We start from the raw sequence: 19,871 nt of genomic DNA on the forward strand, positions 1-19,871 counted from the left end.
TTAGCTAACCGCTTGCCACAGGTTGTCATTCAACGCTTGCAGCACCTGCTCCAGGTTGCCGCCGAGGTTGCGGTCCAGGGCTTTGAGGCCGCCGTCGTTGCGGAAGGCGTCGTTGACCTGCTGGGTGTCGATGATCACTTCGTGCACCAGTTGCTTGGCCAGGCGTTCCAGCCATTTGCGTTGCACAGGCGTCCAGGGCTGCAGGGCGTAGATATTTTGCATGGCCTTGGCCACGCGTTGGTCGAAGGGCAGCAGGGCTTCGCCGATGGCGGCCTGGCGAATGTAGCCAATGATGCTGGCGGCGATTTCCTGGTTGGTCTGGTTGCGCCAGGCGCTTTTCAGGCTGGCTTCGCTGAAACCGTGCTGGTCGAGCAGCAGGCGGACTTCGCGCAGTTGCTCGCGGGTGAGGTCTTTGGGGCGGTTGACCACCACGCCCAGGGCGGCGGACTGGTTGAGCTGGGTGCGAATAAAGTCGTTAAAGCTTTCCAGGTAGTCAGCCGGCTTCTGGTTCTGCCCGTAGTTCTGTTCGCGCACCAGCAGTTCGTCACTGTGGGTGGAGATGACCGGGTAATTCTCCGAGCCGAGCAGAGCGCTGACGGCGGCGAGTTGCTGGATAAGCTGGCTGTGCTGGCGCACGAAGTTGGCGGCTTGTTGCGGGCCAAGGTCGTGCAGGTGTTTGTGCAAGTGGGCCGGCTCAACGCCCCAGAGGTCCTGCAGCTCATCGAGCTTTTTCTTCAGCGTGGGTTTGCCCTCGGCCTTGTGCTGGGCCTTGCGCAGGATGCGCATGACGCGCTGGCTCAACTGGTCGAGCACGTCATGGGCGTGGCTGCTGTCTTGCTGGTTGCCGGGCGCTTCATGGCTGGCGCTGCTGGTGAGTTCGCTGAGCAGTTGCTCCAGGCTGATGTCGGGGTTTTTCACCAGGGGTTTCATGGTGTCGACCGCTTCGAGGCTGGCGTAGAGGTCGACGGGGTCGTAGATGCGGAATACGGTTTTGCCGATGGCGTCGCAGCGGCGGGTGGCGCGGCCTTTCATCTGCTCGTAGAGGATGCGTGAGCGCACGCGACGCATAAACACCAGGTTGCAGATTTTCGGCACGTCGATGCCGGTGGTGAGCAGGTCGACGGTGATGGCGATATTGGGGTTGGGTTCGTTCTTGTAGCGGCGAATCAGTTGCTCAACTTTGTCGCTCTGGCCGGTGATGATGTGCACGGCGGCTTGGTTGTACTGCTCGCCATAGGCTGCTGCGAAGGCCTTGTCGAGGAGATTTTTCACGCGCTCGGCATGGGCCTGGTTGACGCAGAAGATCAGGGTCTTTTCTTCGCCGAAGGGGTCCAGCTCCTTGGCCAGCTCGGTGCAGATGACCGTGTCGAACGCCGGGGTGATAACGCTGCGGTTGAACGACTCGATATTGAACAGCAGCTCGTCCTCCAGCTCGGCCATGTCGACTTCGCCGGTGTGGGTGTTGATGACGCTGACCGTTTCGCCTTTATCGAAGCGAATACCATTTTGGCTGAGCTGGGTTTCGTAGCGGATCGGCGGTTCGTGATCGACCAGTCGATCATCGGCTACGGCCTCGCGGTAGCTGTAGGTGAACACCGGTTTGCCGAAAATCTCGCTGGTGTGTTTGGCCGGGGTGGCGGTGAGGCCGATGCGGCAGGCGTCGAAGTAATCGAGCACGCGGCGGTATTGCGAGAGGTACTGGCTGTGGTCGCGCACGGCCAGTTCGCCTTCGCTCATCTCTTGGTCGAGGGTGTAACCACGGTGGGCTTCGTCGACGATGATGCAGTCGAACTCGCCCACCGATGGCGGGTTTTCCGCGCGGAAGATGCGCCCGACCATGGCCTGTACGGTGGCAACCTGAACTCGCGTGGCGGCCTCGGCGGCCATGTCACCCAGCTCTTTGATGTCGTAGACCTGCGCCAGGGTCTGGTTTTGCTCCAGGGCGGTGTCGTTGAAGGCGTCGATGGCCTGCTGGCCGAGGGCGCTGCGGTCAACCAGAAAGAGGATGCGCTTGAAACGTTCGGCCTTCAGAAAGCGGTACATCATGCCCAGCGCGGTGCGGGTTTTGCCGGTGCCGGTGGCCATGGCCAATAGGCAGTCGCGCTGGTTGTTCGCCAGGGCCTGCTCCACGGCCTGGATGGCCTTGATTTGATAGTCGTGCAGCTTGAGGTAGGCGAAGCCTTCGCTGTTCAGCGCAGCTTCGGCGGCGGTTTGGCTGCGCTTGAGCAGGTCGAGCAGGACATCGGGTGTGTGGAAGTCCTGCAGCGGCCGGCGGGTGTTGGCCGGGCTGCGCAGGTCACGGAACCAGGTGCCGGACTGTTCGGCGAGCTGCTTGATAAAGGGTCGGCCGTTACAGGCAAAGGCGAAGGGTAGGTAAAAGTGGCCTTCCTGGCCATCGTTCCAAGGCTGCGCTTGGCCCGCCAGCAACCAGGCAGGTTGTTGCTCGGCGGTGAGGGTGAAGTCGCGGGCGTAGCGCTCGGCCTGGGTAATGCGGTCGGCGATATTGATGCGTTTGCGCTTGGCCTCGACGATGGCGATGGGCGTGAGGCCGGCGAACAGCACGTAGTCGGCGCAGGCGGTGGCGCTGCGGGTAGGCCACTCGGCGATGGCTTTGTTTTTGCCTTTTTCCGGGCGTGCGCCTTTGCCGTAGGTGAGGTCGAGGGAGTCGGCTTGCCAGCCGGCCTCGATCAACTGTTGGTCAATCAGGATGCGGGTCAGGTCTTCAGACAGGTCGAAGCTGTTGGTGGCCTGTAGGGTCTTGTGCATGACCTGTTGCGCGGCCTGCGGTTGGGTCAGCAGTTGCAGCTGCAGGGCTTTGATGCGCTGCTCGTGCTCGCTGCGCAGGCGGTTCAGCGCTGCTTCGTGTTCGGCAGCCAGTTGTTTGTGGGTGCGCGCTTCGACATCCATCTGCTCGGCGAGGACGGCGTACTCCTCAGCCTCGCGTTTGTGCAAGTCGGCCAGTTGCTGGTTGCTCTGCAACTGCTGGCTGGATTCACTGAGCTGCGCCTTGAGCTGGTCGATCTGGCTTTGCAGTTCGCGCAACGGCGCACTGGGGTCGGCCGGGGTGACGAAGGCGCCGGGCTTGAAGCTGCTGCCGGCCTTGCCGAATGCGCGGTGATACCATGCGCACAGGTCTCGGGCGACCTTCAGCCCGCTCAAGGCTTCGCGGTGCTGGGTGCGAAAGGCGTGAGTGGCCTTGTTGCCCTCGGTGCGCAGGGTGTGGAACAGGCTGCGGATGTTGGCGTCCAGCTGGATGTCACGGTTCAGCAGGTAGAGCAGGTCGGCTTGTTTGGTGTTGGCATCGAAGGCAATCCCGGCGCGGCTGGCGAGGTCCTGGGCCAGGGCCTCGCCGAGTTGCCGCAGTTTGATCAGGGTGGTGTTGGGGTCGCTGGCAAACACCTGCTCGGCTGTGCTCGCCAGTTGCAGGAAGACGGGGTCGTGCTCCTGAAGAAAGGCGAAGTTACTGCTGGCGGCCATGCGTTATCCCTTGGGTCTGTTGATCTTCCGTTCGCCCCGGCTCTATCTATGGGGCCGTTGGCAGCTGTTGCAGGCAGCGTGTCGGTGCGAAATTCGCGCCTACATCCCAATACCCCATGATTGTCGGTGCCCTGCGCGCAGCTTACCCAAGGTGGGCGGCATTTGGCCATGTTGTGCGTGGCCTTCGCCCAGCGCGCGGGATCAGCCAGGCAATGGCGCCCCGGGTATCGCTGCGCTCCACCCAGGCTACCGGTTGTAGGCGCGAAGGGGGCGCCTAGCCTTTATTCGCGATAGGTCTTGAGCACGCTGAAAGCATCGCGAATAAATTCGCTCCTACGGGGTGCGCCGCTCAGCCTACCAGCCACAAGGTCGCCGCCCCTGCGAGCAGGCCGCAGGCCATGATCGGCAGGGTCAGCCAGGCGAGTTGGCGGCCGCCGACCATGACGATCAGGCCGGCCTTGACCAGGCTGTTGCTCAGCGCGGCGATGACGATGCCCTGCACGGCCACGGCGGGTGCCAGGTCGGTGTGGGCGCTGCGGGCCAGGGACAGGGTGATGGCATCGACATCAGCGAGGCCGGAGAGCAGGGCGACGGCGTACACGCCGGCATCGCCGAGCCAGCGTTGCGCGCCTTCGACCATCAACAGGATCAGCGCCAGCAGGGCGGCGAAGCGCAGGGCCGGGGCTAGCTCGAAGGGGTTGTTCAGCGGCGGTTCGCTGGCTTCGCCAAGGTCGCTGCGGGCGCGGCGAAAGTAGAACAGCGCACCCGCCGCATAAACCAGTGTGGCCACGCCAAGCGGGGCGAGCAGGGCGAGCAGCAGGGCGCGATTGACCAGACCGACCTCCAGCAGAATGCGCGGGAACATCAGTGCAGAGGTCGCCAGCAGGCCGCAGGCGAGCAAGCCGTGCAGCGCGCGGGTCGGGTGCAGGCGGGCCAGGGTCAGGGTCATGGCGGTGGAGGAGACGATGCCGCCGAGCAGGGCGGTAATCAGCAGGCCGTGGCGGGTGCCGACCAGGCGAATCGCCACGTAGGCGGCAAAGCCGATGGCGGCGATCAGCACCACCATCCACCAGATCGCGTAGGGGTTGAACGCCTGCCAAGGGCCGTAGCCCTGGTTGGGCAGCGCCGGCAGCAACACCAGGGAGATAAACAGCAGCTTCAGCGCGCCGCCCAGTTCCTCTTCAGTCAGGCGTTGCAGGGCGCCATGCAGCACGCGCTTGAGGCTTAGCAGCAATGCCACGGCCACCGCGCCCGCCGCAGCCAGGGGCGGGTAGCCGGCGACGGCCAGGCTGCCGAGCAGGAAGGTGATCAGCAGTGCCACTTCGCTGGTCAGGCCGAGGTCGTCCAGGCGTTGCAACTGGCTGAAGTAGGAGGCGATCACCAGGGCGGCGAAGCCGGCGAAGATCACTGCCCAGGCGACCACGCCGAAGTGCGTGCCGAGCAGCATGGCGAAGCCGCCGAGCAGGCTGCTCAGGGCAAAGGTGCGGATGCCGGCGGCCAGGTGGTTGTCTTCGCTGTTGCGCCCCTGCCAGCCGCGTTCGGCGCCGATCAGCAGGCCGGCGGCCAGCGCACTGGCGAAGTTCAGCAGGGTGTCGAGGGTCTCGGGCATGGTCGCTAGCGCCGCAATGAGTGAGCTGTGAGTCTAGCCGCGCAGGGATACTGCGCGGCTGCGCTGGATCAGCGTAGGGTCAAATGCCGGCTGATCAGCGCGCGCAGAGCGGCGGGTTTGACCGGTTTGGCCAGGTAGTCGAGACCGATGGCGTGGATGCTGGCGATCAGCTCCGGGCGGCCATCGGCGCTGATCACCACGCCCGGTACCGGCTCGCCCAGGCGGGTGCGCAGCCAGGCCATGAGTTCGGTGCCGGTTTCGCCTTCATCGAGGTGGTAGTCGATCAGTGCCAGGTTGGGCCGCACGCCTTCGTCCAGCAGGCGCTCGCATTCCAGGCGGGTGCGCGCGGTCCAGACCTGGCAACCCCAGCGCGAGAGCAGGCTGTGCATGCCGGTGAGGATGCTGTCTTCGTTGTCGACGCACAGCACCTGGCTGCCGGTCAGGGGCAGGGCACTCGCTTCGGTGTTGCTACGCAGCGGTACGCTGGCCGAACCCCGCGCCAGTGGCACGGTGACACTGAACACGCTGCCCTTGCCCGGCCAGGAGCGCACTTCCAGCTTGTGCTCGAGCACCCGACAGAGGCCGTCGGCAATCGCCAGGCCCAGGCCCAGGCCTTTTTCGGCGCGGGTCTGGTGGCTGTCCAGGCGCTTGAATTCCTCGAAGATCACCTTGCGCTTGTCTTCGGGGATGCCCGGGCCGCGGTCCCACACCTCCAGGCGCAGATGCCCGGGGATGTGGCGCACGCCGAGCAGCACGCGGCCCCGGGCATAGCGGAAAGCGTTGGTGACGAAGTTCTGCAGCACCCGGCGCAGCAGTTTGCTGTCGCTGTCGACGCGCAGGCGGCTGCCGCGCAGGCGGAAGTCGATGCCGTGCTCAGTGGCCAGTACCTTGAACTCGGCGCCGAGGGTGTCGAACAGGCTGTTGAGGACAAAGGCGTTGCGGTCCGGGGTGATGCGGCCGTTCTCCAGGCGCGAGATGTCCAGCAGGTCGGTGATCAGGTCCTCGGCCGAGCGCAGCGAACTGTCGAGGTGATGCACCAGTTCCTGGGCTTCACGCGGCAGGGCTTCGTCCTGATGGGAGAGGGCCGCGGAAAACAGCCGGGCGGCGTTCAGCGGCTGCATCAGGTCATGGCTGACGGCGGCGAGAAAACGCGTCTTCGACTGGTTGGCGGTTTCTGCCACGCGTTTGGCCTCGGTCAGCGCCTGGTTCAACTGCGACAGCTCGAAGGTGCGCGCGGCGACGCGTTGCTCCAGGCCTTCGTTGGCTTCCTTGAGGGCGCGCTCGGCCTGACGGAATTCGGTGATGTCGGTGAAGCTCATGACGAAGCCCCCGCCGGGCATGGGGTTGCCGATCAGCTCGATGACCCGGCCGTTGGGAAAGGTGCGCTCGTATGTGTGGGCCGTGCCCTGGCGCATCCAGAACAGCCGTCGGGCAACGCTTTCTTCGACATCCGCTTCAGCCCCGAGCATGCCGCGCTCGGCGTTGAAGCGGATGATCTCGGCAATCGGCCGGCCGACGTAAATCAGCCCCTCGGGGTAGTCGAACAACTCGATATAGCGGTGGTTCCACGCCACCAGACGCAGGTTCTGGTCGACCACGCTGATGCCCTGGGTGATGTTCTCGATCGCCCCTTGCAGCAGCGCGCGGTTGAACTGCAGCACCTCGCTGGCTTCGTCGACGATGCGCACCACATCCTCGACCTGCATTTCCCGCCCTTCGATGGCGGCCTTGACCACGGCGCGGGTCGAGGAGGCGCCGAGTACCCCGGCGAGCAGGCGTTCGGTGTGGGCGATCCAGTCGCTGTTGGCCGGCTGGCTGGGGTTGAAGTCCTTGCCCTGGCGGTAGGCGAAGCGCACGAAGCTCTGCCGCGCGCGGTCTTCGCCGACAAAGCGGCTGGCCAGCAGCAACAGGTCGTCGACCTGCACCGCCAGCATGCTGCGGTTACTCGGTTTGCTGCCCAGCTCCTGGCCGATAAAGCGCCCGGCCTGCCAGTGCTCGGAGACCCGCGTGCGGGAAAAGTACGAGACCCAGGCGAACAGCAGGAAGTTGCCGCTCAAGGACAGCACCACGCCACGGGTCAGGGGGTCCACCTCGAAGCCTAGCGGCGCGTACAGCAGCGTTGCCAGACCGGGCAGGCTTTCCAGTGGCCAGCCCAGGCTGCGGGCCACCAGCGGCATGATCAGGGTGTAGAACCAGATCAGCGCGCCGAAGATCAGCCCGGCGAATACGCCACGGCGGTTGGCCTGTTTCCACACCAGGGCGCCGAACATGGCCGGAGCGAGCTGGCCGATGGCGGCGAAGGAAACCTGCCCGATGGTGGCCAGGCTGGCATTGCTGCCGAGCAGGCGGTAACACACATAGGCCAGCAGCAGAATCAGCACGATGCTCACCCGGCGTGCCGTGAGCATCCAGTGGCGGAACGCCTCGAACGGGCGCTCGGTGTTCTTGCGGCGCAGCAGCCAGGGCAGCAGCATGTCGTTGGAAATCATGGTCGACAGCGCCACCGAGGCGACGATGACCATGCCGGTGGCCGCCGATGCGCCACCGATAAAGGCCAGCAGAGCCAGCACCGGATGGGCTTCGGCCAACGGCAGGCTGATGACAAAGGAGTCCGGAACCACCCCGGCCGGCAGCAGCATCTGCCCGGCCAGGGCGATGGGCACCACGAAGAGCGCGGCCAGCACCAGGTAGAGCGGGAACACCCAGCGTGCCAGGCGCAGGTCCGTGGGTTCGGTGTTTTCCACCACGGTGACGTGGAACTGCCGCGGCAGGCAGATGATGGCGATCATCGCCAGACCGGTCTGTACCAGCATCGACGGCCAGTTCACCGCCTCGGCCCAGAACGTTTCCAGGGCAGGGCTTTGCCGCGCCTGGCTGAGCAGGTCGCCGAAGCCGTTGTACAGGCCGTAGGTGACGAACGCACCCACGGCGAGAAACGCCAGCAGCTTGACCAGTGACTCGAAGGCGATGGCCATGACCATGCCACGGTGGTGCTCGGTGACGTCCAGGTTGCGGGTGCCGAACAGAATGGTGAACAGCGCCAGGGCCAGGGACACGATCAGCGCCGTGTCCTGGGCGCGGGTGCCGGTTGCGCCGGCGCTGGCACCAATCAACAGGTTGACCCCAAGCACGATGCCCTTGAGCTGCAGGGCGATATAGGGCAGCACGCCGACCAGGCAGATCAGCGCCACCACCACGGCCAGGGACTGGGATTTGCCGTAGCGCGCGGCGATAAAGTCGGCAATCGAGGTGATGTTTTCCTGCTTGCTGATCATCACCATCTTCTGCAGCACCCAGGGGGTGAACAGCAGCAGGATGATCGGCCCCAGATAGATCGGCAGGAATGACCAGAGTTGCTCGGCGGCCTGGCCCACGGCGCCGAAGAAGGTCCAGCTGGTGCAATACACCGCCAGCGACAGGCTGTAGATCCAGGCGCGCAGGCGTGGCGACAGCGGCTTGCTGCGGCGATCCCCATAGAAGGCGATGGCGAATAGCAGCGCCATATAAAGAAGGGCGACCGTGGCAATCAGCCCGATGGACAACGACATGCAGACTCCGGCTACACACATGGTGGTTCTTCGCGGCGATTGGCGTGTACCAGTGTGGCGCCATCGACCGCATTTGCCCACAGTGTCGCAGCAAAGCAAGGGGGCGTCGGCGCGACCAAGGTCGCAGCCGCGAGGGGTTTTTGCTGTTTTATGCCCGGTGGTGTTAGGCGGTTGCGCCTGATCACGCTTGAAATTCTGCAGGCCAACCCTGAATGTAGGAGCGAAGGGGGCGCCCAGTGCACCTATACAGCCACAGGATGCCCCGGTTGGGTGTAGGCGCGAATTTAGTCGCGACATTCGCGAGCCATCGCGAACACATTCGCGCCTACAGATATGCAATAGCCTATTGGGACATAGCCTAAAACCATGGAGCCGTTGAGCCGCGAGGAGCGCGCGTATTTCAGCACCAGCCGGGACCTGCACGGGCTGGAGCTGTTGTCGGCACGTTTTATCGAACACCGCTACGCCCCCCACGTGCACGACGGCCATGTGATCGCTGTGCTTGAAGCCGGTGCCGAGCGCTATCGCTACCGTGGCGCCGAACACCTGGCGGGCGCTGGTAGCATTGCGCTGCTCAACCCTGACGAGGTGCACACCGGCTCCAAGGGCGTCGAGCAGGGCTGGCGCTACCGGGTGTTCTACCCGCAGCCCGGCAGCTTCGAGACGCTGCTGGCCGAGCTCGACCTGCCCCATGGCACGCCGCCAATGTTCCGCGACAGCGTGCACCAGGATCCAACCCTGGCCTGCCGCCTGGGCGCGCTGCACCGCCTGTTGGAAACGCCCCAGAGCGATGCAGCGCAGGTCGATGCATTGCAGCGCCAGACCCTGTGGCGCGAAGTGATGCTCGAGTTGCTGCAGCGCTATGCGCGCTTACCGGCGCCCGAGAACCCTGGCCAGGAGCCGCGAGCCGTGGCCCAGGCCAAGGAGCTGCTGGCCAGCCAGCTTGCCGCGCCGCCGTCGTTGGAGGCGTTGGCCGCCACTGTCAATCTGTCGCCTTTTCACTTCGCCCGGGTGTTCCGCCGGGCTACCGGCTTGCCGCCCCACGCCTGGTTGCAGCAGCGCCGCCTGGAGCAGGCGCGGGCGTTGTTGCGCCAGGGCTGCGCGCCGCTTGGCGTGGCCCTGCAACTGGGCTTTAGCGACCAGAGCCACCTCAACCGCCAGTTCAAACGCGCCTACGGCGTGACGCCGGGCGAGTATCGGCGCGCCTGTCAGCGCTGAGCCGGACGAGGCGGGGCAAATCTGCGACAATCGCTCCCCCCGAAATTCCCCGCGATAGCCCGATGACCGATGCCACGCCCGCCGTTGACCGCCTGCTGAAGAATATCGACCAAGCGCTGTTCGCCGACCGCCATCGCCTGCGTCGGCAGTTGCATGAGCTGCGCAAGCAGACGCCGGTGGACGAGGCCAAGCTGGCCCAGTGGCTGCAGCGCTTCGAGGCGTCGGTGGCCAAGGTCGAGGCGCGGCGCTTGAGCGTGCCGGCCATGCGCTATGACGATACCTTGCCGATTGCCGCCAAGCGCGACGAAATCAAGGCCGCCATCGCTGCACATCAGGTGGTGGTGATTGCCGGGGAAACCGGTTCGGGCAAGACCACCCAGTTACCGAAAATCTGCCTGGAACTGGGCCGCGGCGTGCAGGGCTTGATCGGCCATACCCAGCCCCGGCGGCTGGCAGCGCGCAGCGTGGCTACCCGGGTTGCTGAGGAGATTGGCACGCCCTTGGGCGAGTTGGTCGGCTACCAGGTGCGTTTCGAGGACCAGAGCAACGAGCGCAGCCTGATCAAGCTGATGACCGACGGCATCCTGCTGGCCGAGACCCAGCACGACCGCTACCTGGAAAAGTACGACACCATCATCGTCGACGAGGCCCACGAACGCAGCCTGAACATCGACTTTCTGCTGGGCTTTCTGAAAACCCTGCTGGTGCGCCGCCCGGACCTCAAGCTGATCATCACCTCGGCGACCATCGACCTGCAGCGTTTCTCCAAGCACTTCGATGGCGCGCCTATTGTCGAGGTGTCTGGCCGCACCTTCCCGGTGGACACCTGGTACCGGCCGCTGGCCGCGGAGCAGGACGAAGACGGCAACCGGGTCGAGGAAGACCTGTCGGTGGATCAGGCGCTTCTCGCCACCCTGGATGAAATCAGCGCCTTCGAGAAGGCCGAGGGTAAGCGCCCTGGCGACATCCTGGTGTTCCTGCCCGGCGAGCGTGAAATTCGTGACGCCGCCGAAGTGCTGCGCAAAGCCAACCTGCGCCTGACCGAAGTGCTGCCGCTGTATGCACGGCTGACCCCGGCCGAGCAGCAGAAGATTTTCGCACCCATGGGCGCACGCAAGATCGTCCTGGCTACCAACGTTGCCGAGACCTCGCTGACCGTGCCGGGCATCCGCTATGTGATCGACAGCGGTACGGCGCGCATCAGCCGTTACAGCTACCGCGCCAAGGTGCAGCGCCTGCCCATCGAGGCCATCAGCCAGGCCAGCGCCAACCAGCGTAAGGGCCGCTGCGGGCGGGTCGAGCCGGGCATCTGCATTCGCTTGTACAGCGAGGAAGACTTCAACGGCCGCCCGGCCTTTACCGACCCGGAAATCCTGCGTACCAACCTGGCGGCGGTGATCCTGCAGATGCTCCATCTGCGCCTTGGCGAGATCGACGCCTTCCCCTTTATCGAGCCGCCGGATGGCAAAGCCATTAGCGACGGCTTCAACCTGCTGCAGGAACTCTCGGCGGTTAATCGCGAAGGCCAACTGACGCCGCTGGGTCGCCAGTTGGCGCGCCTGCCGGTGGACCCGCGCTTGGGCCGTATGGTGCTCGAAGGCGCCAAGCAGGGCAGTCTTGAGGAAATTCTGATTATCGCCAGTGCGCTGTCGGTGCAGGATGTGCGCGAGCGTCCGTCCGACCGCCAGCAGGCCGCTGACCAGGCCCATGCGCAGTGGAAGGACGTGGACTCCGACTTCGCCGCACTGATCAACCTCTGGCGCGGTTTTGAAGAACAGCGCCAGGCCCTCGGTTCCAGCGCACTGCGCAGTTGGTGCCGGAAGAACTTCCTCAACTATTTGCGCCTGCGTGAGTGGCGCGACGCGCACCGCCAACTGGTGCTGATTACCCGTGATTTGCAGCTAGGCACTGGCAAGAAGGTGGATGGCTCCGGCCATCCACTCTACGGGGCTGATCGTAGGGTGGACAACGCCGCAGGCTTGTCCACCGCGGCTAATGCGCCTGTGGCAAAGCCGCAGGACCGACAATTATCGGCCGCCCAGAAAGAAAAAGAACTGGCTGAAAAAGACCAGGCCGCGCAACGCGCCAAAGGCTACGCCGCCGTACACAAGGCGATCCTTGCCGGCCTGCTCAGCCAGATCGGCCAGAAGAGCGAAGACGGCGACTACCTCGGCGCCCGCCAGCGGCGCTTCTGGGTGCACCCGTCCTCGGTGATCGGTCGTAAAAAGCCCACTTGGCTGATGGCCGCCGAGCTGGTGGAAACTACCAAGCTGTTCTCGCGCATGGTGGCCAAGATCGAGCCAGACTGGATCGAGCCCCTGGCCGGCCACCTGATCAAGAAAAACCACCTGGAACCGCACTGGGAGAAGAAGCGCGGCCAGGTCGTGGCCTATGAACAGATCAGCCTCTACGGCCTGATCGTGGTCGGCCGTCGCGCGGTGCATTTCGGCCCGATTGACCCTGTGGCCTCGCGCGAGCTGTTTATCCGTGAGGGCCTGGTCGGTGGCGAAATCAACTCGCGCGCCAAGTGCCTGACGGCCAACCGTCAGCTGCTGGAAAAACTCGACGAGCTGGAAGCCAAGGCACGCCGCCGCGACATCCTTGCCGACGAGGAAACCCTGTTCGCCTACTACGAGGCACGCCTACCGGCGAACATCTACCAGAGCGCCACCTTCGACAGTTGGTACAAGACTGAAAGCGCAAAAAATCCGCAGCTGCTGATCATGCGCGAAGAGGATGTGCTCGCCCGCGATGCCAAGGAAGTCACCGCCGCCCAGTACCCGGACACCCTGCGCCTGGGCGAACTGACCCTGCCGCTGAGTTATCACTTCGAGCCTAATCATCCGCGCGACGGCGTCACCCTGCGCGTGCCGGCGCCACTGTTGCCACAACTGCCGCCCGAGCGCCTGGAATGGCTGGTACCGGGGCTGCTGGAGGCCAAGTGCATGGCCCTGGTGCGCGGCCTGCCCAAGGCGCTGCGCAAGAACTTTGTGCCGGTGCCGGATTTTGTCGGCGCCGCTTTGGGCAAGATCAGCTTTGCCGATGGCAGCCTGCCCGAGGCCCTCGGTCGCGAGCTGACCCGTATGACCGGTACGCGGGTCAGCGAGGACGCCTGGGCCGAGTCCGCCGCGCAGTTGGAAGGTCACCTACGGATGAATATCGAAGTGGTCGACAACCAGGGCAAACCCCTGGGCGAAGGCCGCGACCTGGCCGAGCTGACCGCACGCTTTAGCGAGGCGACCCAGGCCGGCCTGGCCCTGCCAAAAACCGCCAAGAGCCAGCAGCCGGTGGAGGCCAAGGCCTTTAGCGAAGTCGCAGCGAAGACCCAGCAGCAGGTGGCTGGCCTGTCCATGACCGTCTACCCGGCCCTGGTGGAGGAGGCGGGCGTGGTCAAGGAGGGGCGCTTCCCGACCCTGGCCGAAGCCGAGTTCCAGCATCGCCGTGCGTTGCAGCGCTTGCTGTTGCAGCAACTGAGTGAGCAGGCCAAGTTCCTGCGCGGAAAATTACCGGGGCTGACCGAGCTGGCGCTGCTCTACCGCGATATGGGCCGGGTCGATGGGCTGGTCGAAGATATTCTATTGGCCAGCCTCGACAGCTGCATCCTTGAAGGCAGCGAGCCGCTACCGCGCGATGGCGCCGGCCTGGCCGCGTTGGCCGAGCGCAAGCGTGGTGACTGGACCGGCGAGGCCGAACGCCTGGCCAAGCTGACCCTGGAAATTCTCAAGCTGTGGCACGGCCTGCAGAAACGCTTTAAAGGCAAGATCGACCTGGCCCAGGCCATCGCACTCAACGACATCAAGCTGCAACTGAGCAACCTGGTGTACCCCGGCTTCGTCCGCGAAACCCCGGCGCAGTGGCTCAAGGAAGTGCCGCGCTACCTCAAGGCCATCGAACAGCGCCTGGACAAGATCGCCGGCCAGTTACAACGCGACCGCGTATGGAGCGGCGAGCTGGCCGGTTACTGGGAGCAGTACCAGGCGCGCCTGGGTAAACACAGCCAGGAGGGCAAGCGCGACCCGCAACTGGTGCTGTATCGCTGGTTGCTGGAGGAATACCGCGTGTCGCTGTTTGCCCAGCAGCTGGGCACCAAGCTGCCGGTGTCGGATAAGCGTCTGAGTAAGCAGTGGGGCAGCGTTGAAGGGTGAGCGGCCAACTGGGTTGAGCAGGTTTAAGTTCTTTTCCTTCTATACACGCCCATGCAGATGGATCGAGACGGATTGCTGGCTCAGCTCTAGTGGGCTTAACACCCCAGCCCTCCATGATTCAGCACATGGGTTCATCATCGTGGTTTTCACATCCGCATGGTCGAGCGACTCTTGAACGGTGCGTATATCCTGGCCATTCTCCAATAAGTGAGTCGCAAAGGCGTGCCGCAACGTATGCGGCGTTGCCAGTTTCTCGATTCCTGCAGCCCTGACGGCCAGCTTGAAATGACGCTGAATATGCTTTTCGTCGAAATGATGCCGCCGTGTTTGGCCACTACGCGGATCAACCGACAGCGAGCTCGCCGGAAACACGTATTGCCAAGCCCACTCCCAAGGGGCCTTAGGGTATTTACGCGCTAGCGCGTCGTGCAGGTATACATCGCCTCTGCCGGCGGCTAACTCGACAGCGTGAGTAGCCCTGCTTCAACGGTGCCGCCAGCCGTTGCGGCAAAACGGTCACTCTGTCTTTCATGCCCTTGCCGTCACGAATCAGTATTTCCTTGCGGCTGAAATCTACATCTTTCACGCGCAGACGTACGACCTCCATCAGCCGCATTCCCGAACCATAGAGCAGGCCTGTCATCGGCCCTATTTCGCCCTGTAGTTGAGCCAATATCTGCTGCTCCTCTTCTATGGATAGCACCACCGGTAAGCGTGACGGCTTCTTGGCCCGAACAACCTCGCCCAACCCTGGCAACTCCAACCTGAGCACTGCTTGTACAGAAACAGCAGCGCTGAAAGTGCCTGGTTTTGTGTGCTCGCAGACACATTGCCGCGCACTGCCAGATCCGATAGGAACGCCTCGACTTCAGCCGCTGCCATTTCAGCCGGGTGGCGATAGCGATAGAAACGAATAAAACGCTTTACCCACTCGCAATAGACACGTTCCGTACGAATCGAGTAGTGTCTCAGGCGAATTTGCTCTCGTACCTGATCGAGCAAACGAGGCTGTCCATCCATGGTGTATAACGCCCTTATACGGTCATCGGACCGCTGAAAGCCTCAGCCTAGAAGCGGATAGCGAGAGACACAAGGAATGTTATACACCACGCCCGTTCGGGAAGTTATACACCAGTTGGTGTTTATTTATAGTTATGCACTCAAGGAGGCTTCGTGCAAGAAGTAGACAATGCGTTTTATGAACGAGCTGACGCACATATTCTTTTATCAAATGGACAGATAAGTGAAGATATAGGCAGAGGCAAAGTAAGCGCATCAAATATGTATGCTGCCGCTAGATTTAGTGCTTGGGTTAGCGCGTGTGGCTGGAGTAATGGGCAAGAAATGGCCGAAGCCAAGCAAGAAACTCTTGATTATTTTGTCAGTGAGTTTCGTAAAATGCTTGAGGAAAATCTTGATGATTACATCGAAAACTTTGAATCATATATGCAGCCCTAGGCGTGATCGCATAACAACTGGTTCAAACCGTTCGCTTCGCTCACTGGGGCGGGCTAAAGCCCGTCCCTTAAAAAACGTTAGGAGTTCAATATGAGTTACACAAGGAAAGCTGTCTATCTACTAGGTTTGATAATTGCAATATTATCCTTTGCAGAATCAATCTTCGCTCTTTTTTTTGTCAGCAGCGATATTCCATGGTTTGCTGGCAGAATTGGAAGCTTCGGGTGGAGTTTAGGCGAGCAAATACTAGGTGATGGCCAAGGACATGTCGGCTATTCCATAATAAGCGCAGCAATATCTATTCTCATGTTATACGGCATTGTCAGTGATATAAAAAAGCAACAGAAAATCGTTCTCTCTTAACAAGGCGCTGAATTTGCTTGTTTAATTCGTTTGGACAGCGTGCCGCCGCTCCTTAGCTTGGTCGTTGAGGCTGTAGAAAAACCTGCTGCCCTCCGACTCGCCGGCTGATAATCTCCGACTCATTCAATCGCAGGGAGGCGCGGGGCGATGCCTCGGTTCAAAACCGTTCACAAGGGGCTCAAGCTCCTGCCCATCGACTTCGACAAGCAGTTGCTGTCCGGCACCTTCGAGCATGCGCTGTGCTATCTGGTCGATCATGAACTCGACCTCTGCGACTTCCATACCCGCTACCGCAACAGCGCTGAAGGCGCTCCTGCTTACGATCCAGCGGTCCTTCTAAAGATCGTCCTGCTGGCGTATAGCCGCGGCATTATCAGCAGCCGTCAGATGGAGGCCGCTTGCCGCGACCATGTGCTGTTTATGGCGATCTCCGGCGACAGCCAACCGCACTTCACCACCTTGGCCCATTTCGTTTCCAGCATGGGCGATCTGGCCGCCAAGCTGTTCGCCCAGGTGCTTGCTGTCTGCGACCGGCAGGGGCTGATTGGACGCGAGATGTTTGCCATCGATGGGGTCAAGCTACCGAGCAATGGCAGCAAATCGCGAAGTGGCACACGCGCCGACTTTATCCGTCAGGCCGAGAAGATGGAGAAGGCGGCGCAGGCGATGATCGAGCGTCAGCGCCAGTGCGACAAGCAGCCCGAGGATGAGGCGCAGCGCGCTGCTCGCAAGCTTGAGCGTCTGCAGGCCGATGCTCGCCAGCTACGGGCCTGGCTCAATGACAATACCGAAGACCGCAAAGGCGCTAAGGGACGCATCAATCTCTCCAACCGCACCGACAACGAGTCGGCCAAGATGGCCACCAGCAAGGGCGTGATCCAAGGCTATACCGGCGTTGCCGCCGTGGACGAAAAAGCGCAAATCATCGTGGAGGCCCAAGCCCACGGCACTGGCGCAGAACAGGCGCTGCTCGAACCCATCATCCACGCCACTGATTCACTGCGCAGCCCCGACACATGCTACACCGCCGATGCCGGCTATCACAGCCGCAAGGCGCTGGAACAACTGGAGGCCGCCGGCATCACCGCCTTTATTCCTGACAATGGCTACCGCAAGCGCGATGAGCGCTACGCGGGGCAGCAGCACCATTTGGCCAAGCCCGACCCACTCTGGGACAAGGGCCCCAAACGCATCAGCAGCCACTGCTACACACCCGCCGACTTCCACTTCGATCCACTGCACAAGACGTGCACCTGCCCGGCCGGCAAAACGCTATACGGCAACGGCAGCCATTGCCTGATCAAGGGCCAACCCGCCATCAAGTTCAAAGGCGCCCTGCGCGATTGCCTGAGCTGCTTGCAACGCAAGCAGTGTCTGCGCACGCCGGAGAAAACCGCTGCGCGCCAGGTGGCGTTCTTCCTGCCGAAAGCCGAGCAGGACAACGCCCTGAGCAGCATGCGCCAACGTATCGACAGCAGTGCCGGGCGCGAGATGATCACTCGCCGCTTTGCCACCGTAGAGCCGGTATTCGGCAACCTACGCCACAACAAACGCCTGAACCGCTTTATCCTGCGCGGTCGCGAACGAGTGGACGGCCAGTGGAAGCTCTACTGCATGACCCATAACATCGAGAAGCTCGCTCATCGCGGGGCCTGGTCATGAGAAAAGGACCATTGATCCTCAGCCGTCAGCCACTGACGGCCGCTGCCAAAGCCCGTAAATGGCCGGCTATACATCTATGCCCAAACAACGCCCGCAATCAGAGAAGCATGCAGCCACTCGGGAAAAGTGCTGTGAACCCTGATAGCGGGAGTGATTTTGGGGTTTTTCTACAGTCTCGTTATGCCCATATGCGAAAAATACTGATCACTCCAAACTGCCTGACTGGCGACATACTTGAAGCGTTCCATCGCCAGTACTTGGATGGTAACGACTTAGCTTCTTGGTCTGAAGAATTATTAATTGCGGGCTTCAACTCAGACGCAATTATTGAGGCCATGTCAAATCCGGAGATGCATTGGCCGGAAGTGCCTGTATTGTTTTCTAAAATTTGCTCAGACATCGGTCTAAGTACGGATGTTATCAATGAAATTGAATCATTGAAGCTGAGCACCATGCTTGAAGAGTATCGCCACGGCTACCGTCAAGCTCTACAGATACTACAACGGTTTGAAGAACTGAGGGTTAATATTGGATTTCCAGAGCCAATTGAATTCCGCCTCATGGAAGACAGCCCTAACGGTAAAAACGAATCAGGCTACTATGGCATCCAAAGTAAAAAGTCAGGAAATGAATTGGAGGAGCTAGCTTGCAAGCACCTCGACAAGCTAAATATATAAGCATAACAATCGATTCAAATCGTTCGCTTCGCTCACTGGGACGGGCTAAAGCCCGCCCTTAACAAAACGTTAGACAAGTTGGAAATAATCCCATGAACCGAGAAAGTCCAGAGGTGATCGAAGCTTGGTGTTCTCGACTCGGTGTCACCTCTGAGGCTGAAGCATGGTCGGTAGGTTTTAGCTTATCCACAGTACCGATGGAGAACTGGTTCTATAAGCGAAAAGCGCTAAGGCCAGAAGATATGAAGCTTGAACTTACCGTCCCGAGTTATGGCCTATGGTTAGCTGAGCTTCGCAGGCATGACAATTTATTTCTCATTCAGTGGAGACCAAACGGTGGTTTTCGAGTCGAATCATCGCAACTAAAATATAAAAAACTTATAAAGTGGCCCGTATTGAACTGTTTGTATGATTTCCCGCTTTTAGTCGAGCAAATCGAGAAAGCCCTCTCTATCAAATTTATTCGCCACGCAAACATTGGAACCAACGGGTTTGTTAATCTTGACTCGTGGGTTTCGGAGAGCAGCCCTAAGATTCAAAAGTGGCTGGCTCCTTGCGCTGACTCAATCGGCACATACCTCGCGTCAAAAGAAACAAGCGAGTTATAAAGCTATACTTTATATTATGCGTAAATCTGAGCGTCTAACAAGTGGTTCAAGTCGCCCTCTGCGCTCACTGGTACGGGCTAAAGCCCGCCCCAAACATTAGCGGTATCAATAAATGATTCCATTTGGCCTCAGCAAAGAACAATTTCAAGCTCGCTACCGTCGCTGCCTAGAACGTGCGTCCGAACACCTTGTTGACGAACTAAGAAAGCTTTTTTCTATCGATGCTCCAAGTTCTGTAAAAGACGCAGAAGTTCAAATATTCTTGGGTGAAGATGGTGTTGATACCCCTACGGCGTGGATCTATTACCGTGGAGAAAACAACAAAGTAGACCACAGCGATCCTTCCATTTTTCCAGGCAGAGCAATGGAGCTCTCCGTAGGCCTAGAAAACATGGAGGCATTCGACGAAAGGTATTTCTCTGACGAAGAGTTTAATGGCATCACATTAGTAGCCAACGCTACACAAAACTGGTTTGCTGAGTGCTGGTGGAAAGCTGGAGGTTGGAGTTACGCTGTTCCAGCGAAAGTATGGATACATGATGGGTTCGGTGATGGCAAAGCAATTGAACTCTCGGAGAACCGCTAACAACTGGTTCAAACCGTTCGCTTCGCTCACTGGGACGTTTTCTGCCAGTGGATATCGGGCCAGTGAGCTCAAACGTCACTTGACCCGATAAATCCTCGCAAGATGAACGTTTTAGAAAACAGCATTACCCGTGGCAAATGCCGCCCCCTCGATGTGATAGACCTGCGGTTCTTCCGAGAAATGTAAGCGCTCCATAAACCCCGTCCTGGCGGACGGAGTTTGTTTTCAGGAAGCAGAGGCAGGCGCTGGAGAGCAGTTCCACGGTAGCAGCGCTTCGTAGTCCTCAACGCTGCTGGCGGTCGGTAGACGATCAAGCACATGGCGCAGCCAAGCGTAGGGTTCTTGCCCGTTGGCCTTGGCGGTTTCGATCAGGCTGTAGATCTGGGCGCTGGCGGTGGCACCTTTGGGCGTATCGCTGAACAGCCAGTTCTTGCGGCCGATGACAAACGGGCGGATGGCGTTTTCGGCGCGGTTGTTATCGATGGGCAGGTGCCCGCCTTCGACGTAGCGCTCCAGGCGG

At 61.1% G+C, this 19,871-nt stretch carries 12 protein-coding genes and 1 pseudogene; 8 read left to right on the top strand and 5 right to left on the bottom strand.

Annotation, left to right across the window (positions count from 1 at the left end):
* The 3 genes from hsdR to BMW49_RS19990 all read right to left on the bottom strand — a co-directional run bounded on the left by hsdR (position 1) and on the right by BMW49_RS19990 (position 8,634).
* Positions 1-3,477: a type I restriction-modification system endonuclease gene (gene hsdR, locus BMW49_RS19980; RefSeq protein WP_069519521.1), complete on the bottom strand. Its 3,477-nt coding sequence runs from the start codon at positions 3,475-3,477 to the stop codon at positions 1-3.
* A gap of 349 nt (positions 3,478-3,826) precedes the next feature.
* Positions 3,827-5,086 carry an MgtC/SapB family protein gene (locus BMW49_RS19985; RefSeq protein ID WP_069519522.1) on the bottom strand — a complete coding sequence of 420 codons (1,260 nt, stop codon included), beginning with the start codon at positions 5,084-5,086 and terminating at the stop codon, positions 3,827-3,829.
* Positions 5,087-5,154: 68 nt separating this feature from the next.
* On the bottom strand, positions 5,155-8,634 hold the full coding sequence (locus BMW49_RS19990; protein ID WP_069519523.1) for a hybrid sensor histidine kinase/response regulator: 3,480 nt from the start codon (positions 8,632-8,634) through the stop codon (positions 5,155-5,157).
* A gap of 366 nt (positions 8,635-9,000) precedes the next feature.
* Here BMW49_RS19990 and BMW49_RS19995 point away from each other — a divergent pair, with 366 nt between their 5' ends.
* Together BMW49_RS19995 and hrpA are read left to right on the top strand one after the other, a co-directional pair.
* Positions 9,001-9,852: an AraC family transcriptional regulator gene (locus BMW49_RS19995; RefSeq protein ID WP_069519524.1), complete on the top strand. Its 852-nt coding sequence runs from the start codon at positions 9,001-9,003 to the stop codon at positions 9,850-9,852.
* Positions 9,853-9,914: 62 nt separating this feature from the next.
* On the top strand, positions 9,915-13,997 hold the full coding sequence (hrpA, locus tag BMW49_RS20000; RefSeq protein WP_069522543.1) for an ATP-dependent RNA helicase HrpA: 4,083 nt from the start codon (positions 9,915-9,917) through the stop codon (positions 13,995-13,997).
* Positions 13,998-14,092: 95 nt separating this feature from the next.
* Here the strand turns inward: hrpA and BMW49_RS25685 are convergent.
* Positions 14,093-15,017: pseudogene (locus tag BMW49_RS25685) on the bottom strand (integron integrase).
* Positions 15,018-15,170: 153 nt separating this feature from the next.
* Here BMW49_RS25685 and BMW49_RS20010 point away from each other — a divergent pair.
* The 6 genes from BMW49_RS20010 to BMW49_RS20035 all read left to right on the top strand — a co-directional run bounded on the left by BMW49_RS20010 (position 15,171) and on the right by BMW49_RS20035 (position 19,351).
* On the top strand, positions 15,171-15,455 hold the full coding sequence (locus tag BMW49_RS20010) for a DUF3144 domain-containing protein (protein ID WP_069522535.1): 285 nt from the start codon (positions 15,171-15,173) through the stop codon (positions 15,453-15,455).
* A 90-nt stretch (positions 15,456-15,545) separates the two neighbouring features.
* The gene (locus tag BMW49_RS20015; RefSeq protein WP_069522533.1) at positions 15,546-15,818 is read left to right on the top strand and encodes a hypothetical protein; all 273 of its coding nucleotides are present in this window, start codon (positions 15,546-15,548) and stop codon (positions 15,816-15,818) included.
* Between the two features lie 147 nt (positions 15,819-15,965).
* Positions 15,966-17,480: a transposase gene (locus BMW49_RS20020; protein ID WP_069522531.1), complete on the top strand. Its 1,515-nt coding sequence runs from the start codon at positions 15,966-15,968 to the stop codon at positions 17,478-17,480.
* Between the two features lie 131 nt (positions 17,481-17,611).
* Positions 17,612-18,157: a hypothetical protein gene (locus BMW49_RS20025; RefSeq protein WP_139133880.1), complete on the top strand. Its 546-nt coding sequence runs from the start codon at positions 17,612-17,614 to the stop codon at positions 18,155-18,157.
* A 92-nt stretch (positions 18,158-18,249) separates the two neighbouring features.
* Positions 18,250-18,765 carry a hypothetical protein gene (locus BMW49_RS20030; RefSeq protein WP_083251865.1) on the top strand — a complete coding sequence of 172 codons (516 nt, stop codon included), beginning with the start codon at positions 18,250-18,252 and terminating at the stop codon, positions 18,763-18,765.
* A 112-nt stretch (positions 18,766-18,877) separates the two neighbouring features.
* A complete protein-coding gene (locus BMW49_RS20035) occupies positions 18,878-19,351 on the top strand; it encodes a hypothetical protein (protein ID WP_069522527.1) in 474 nt (157 codons plus the stop codon).
* A 225-nt stretch (positions 19,352-19,576) separates the two neighbouring features.
* On the opposite strand, the gene BMW49_RS20040 is transcribed toward BMW49_RS20035, so the two are convergent.
* Positions 19,577-19,871: transposase domain-containing protein (locus BMW49_RS20040; protein ID WP_139205710.1), on the bottom strand; the 295-nt coding region annotated here is incomplete at its 5' end.

It is taken from the genome of Pseudomonas cuatrocienegasensis (assembly GCF_900110925.1).
Taxonomy (GTDB): domain Bacteria; phylum Pseudomonadota; class Gammaproteobacteria; order Pseudomonadales; family Pseudomonadaceae; genus Aquipseudomonas; species Aquipseudomonas cuatrocienegasensis.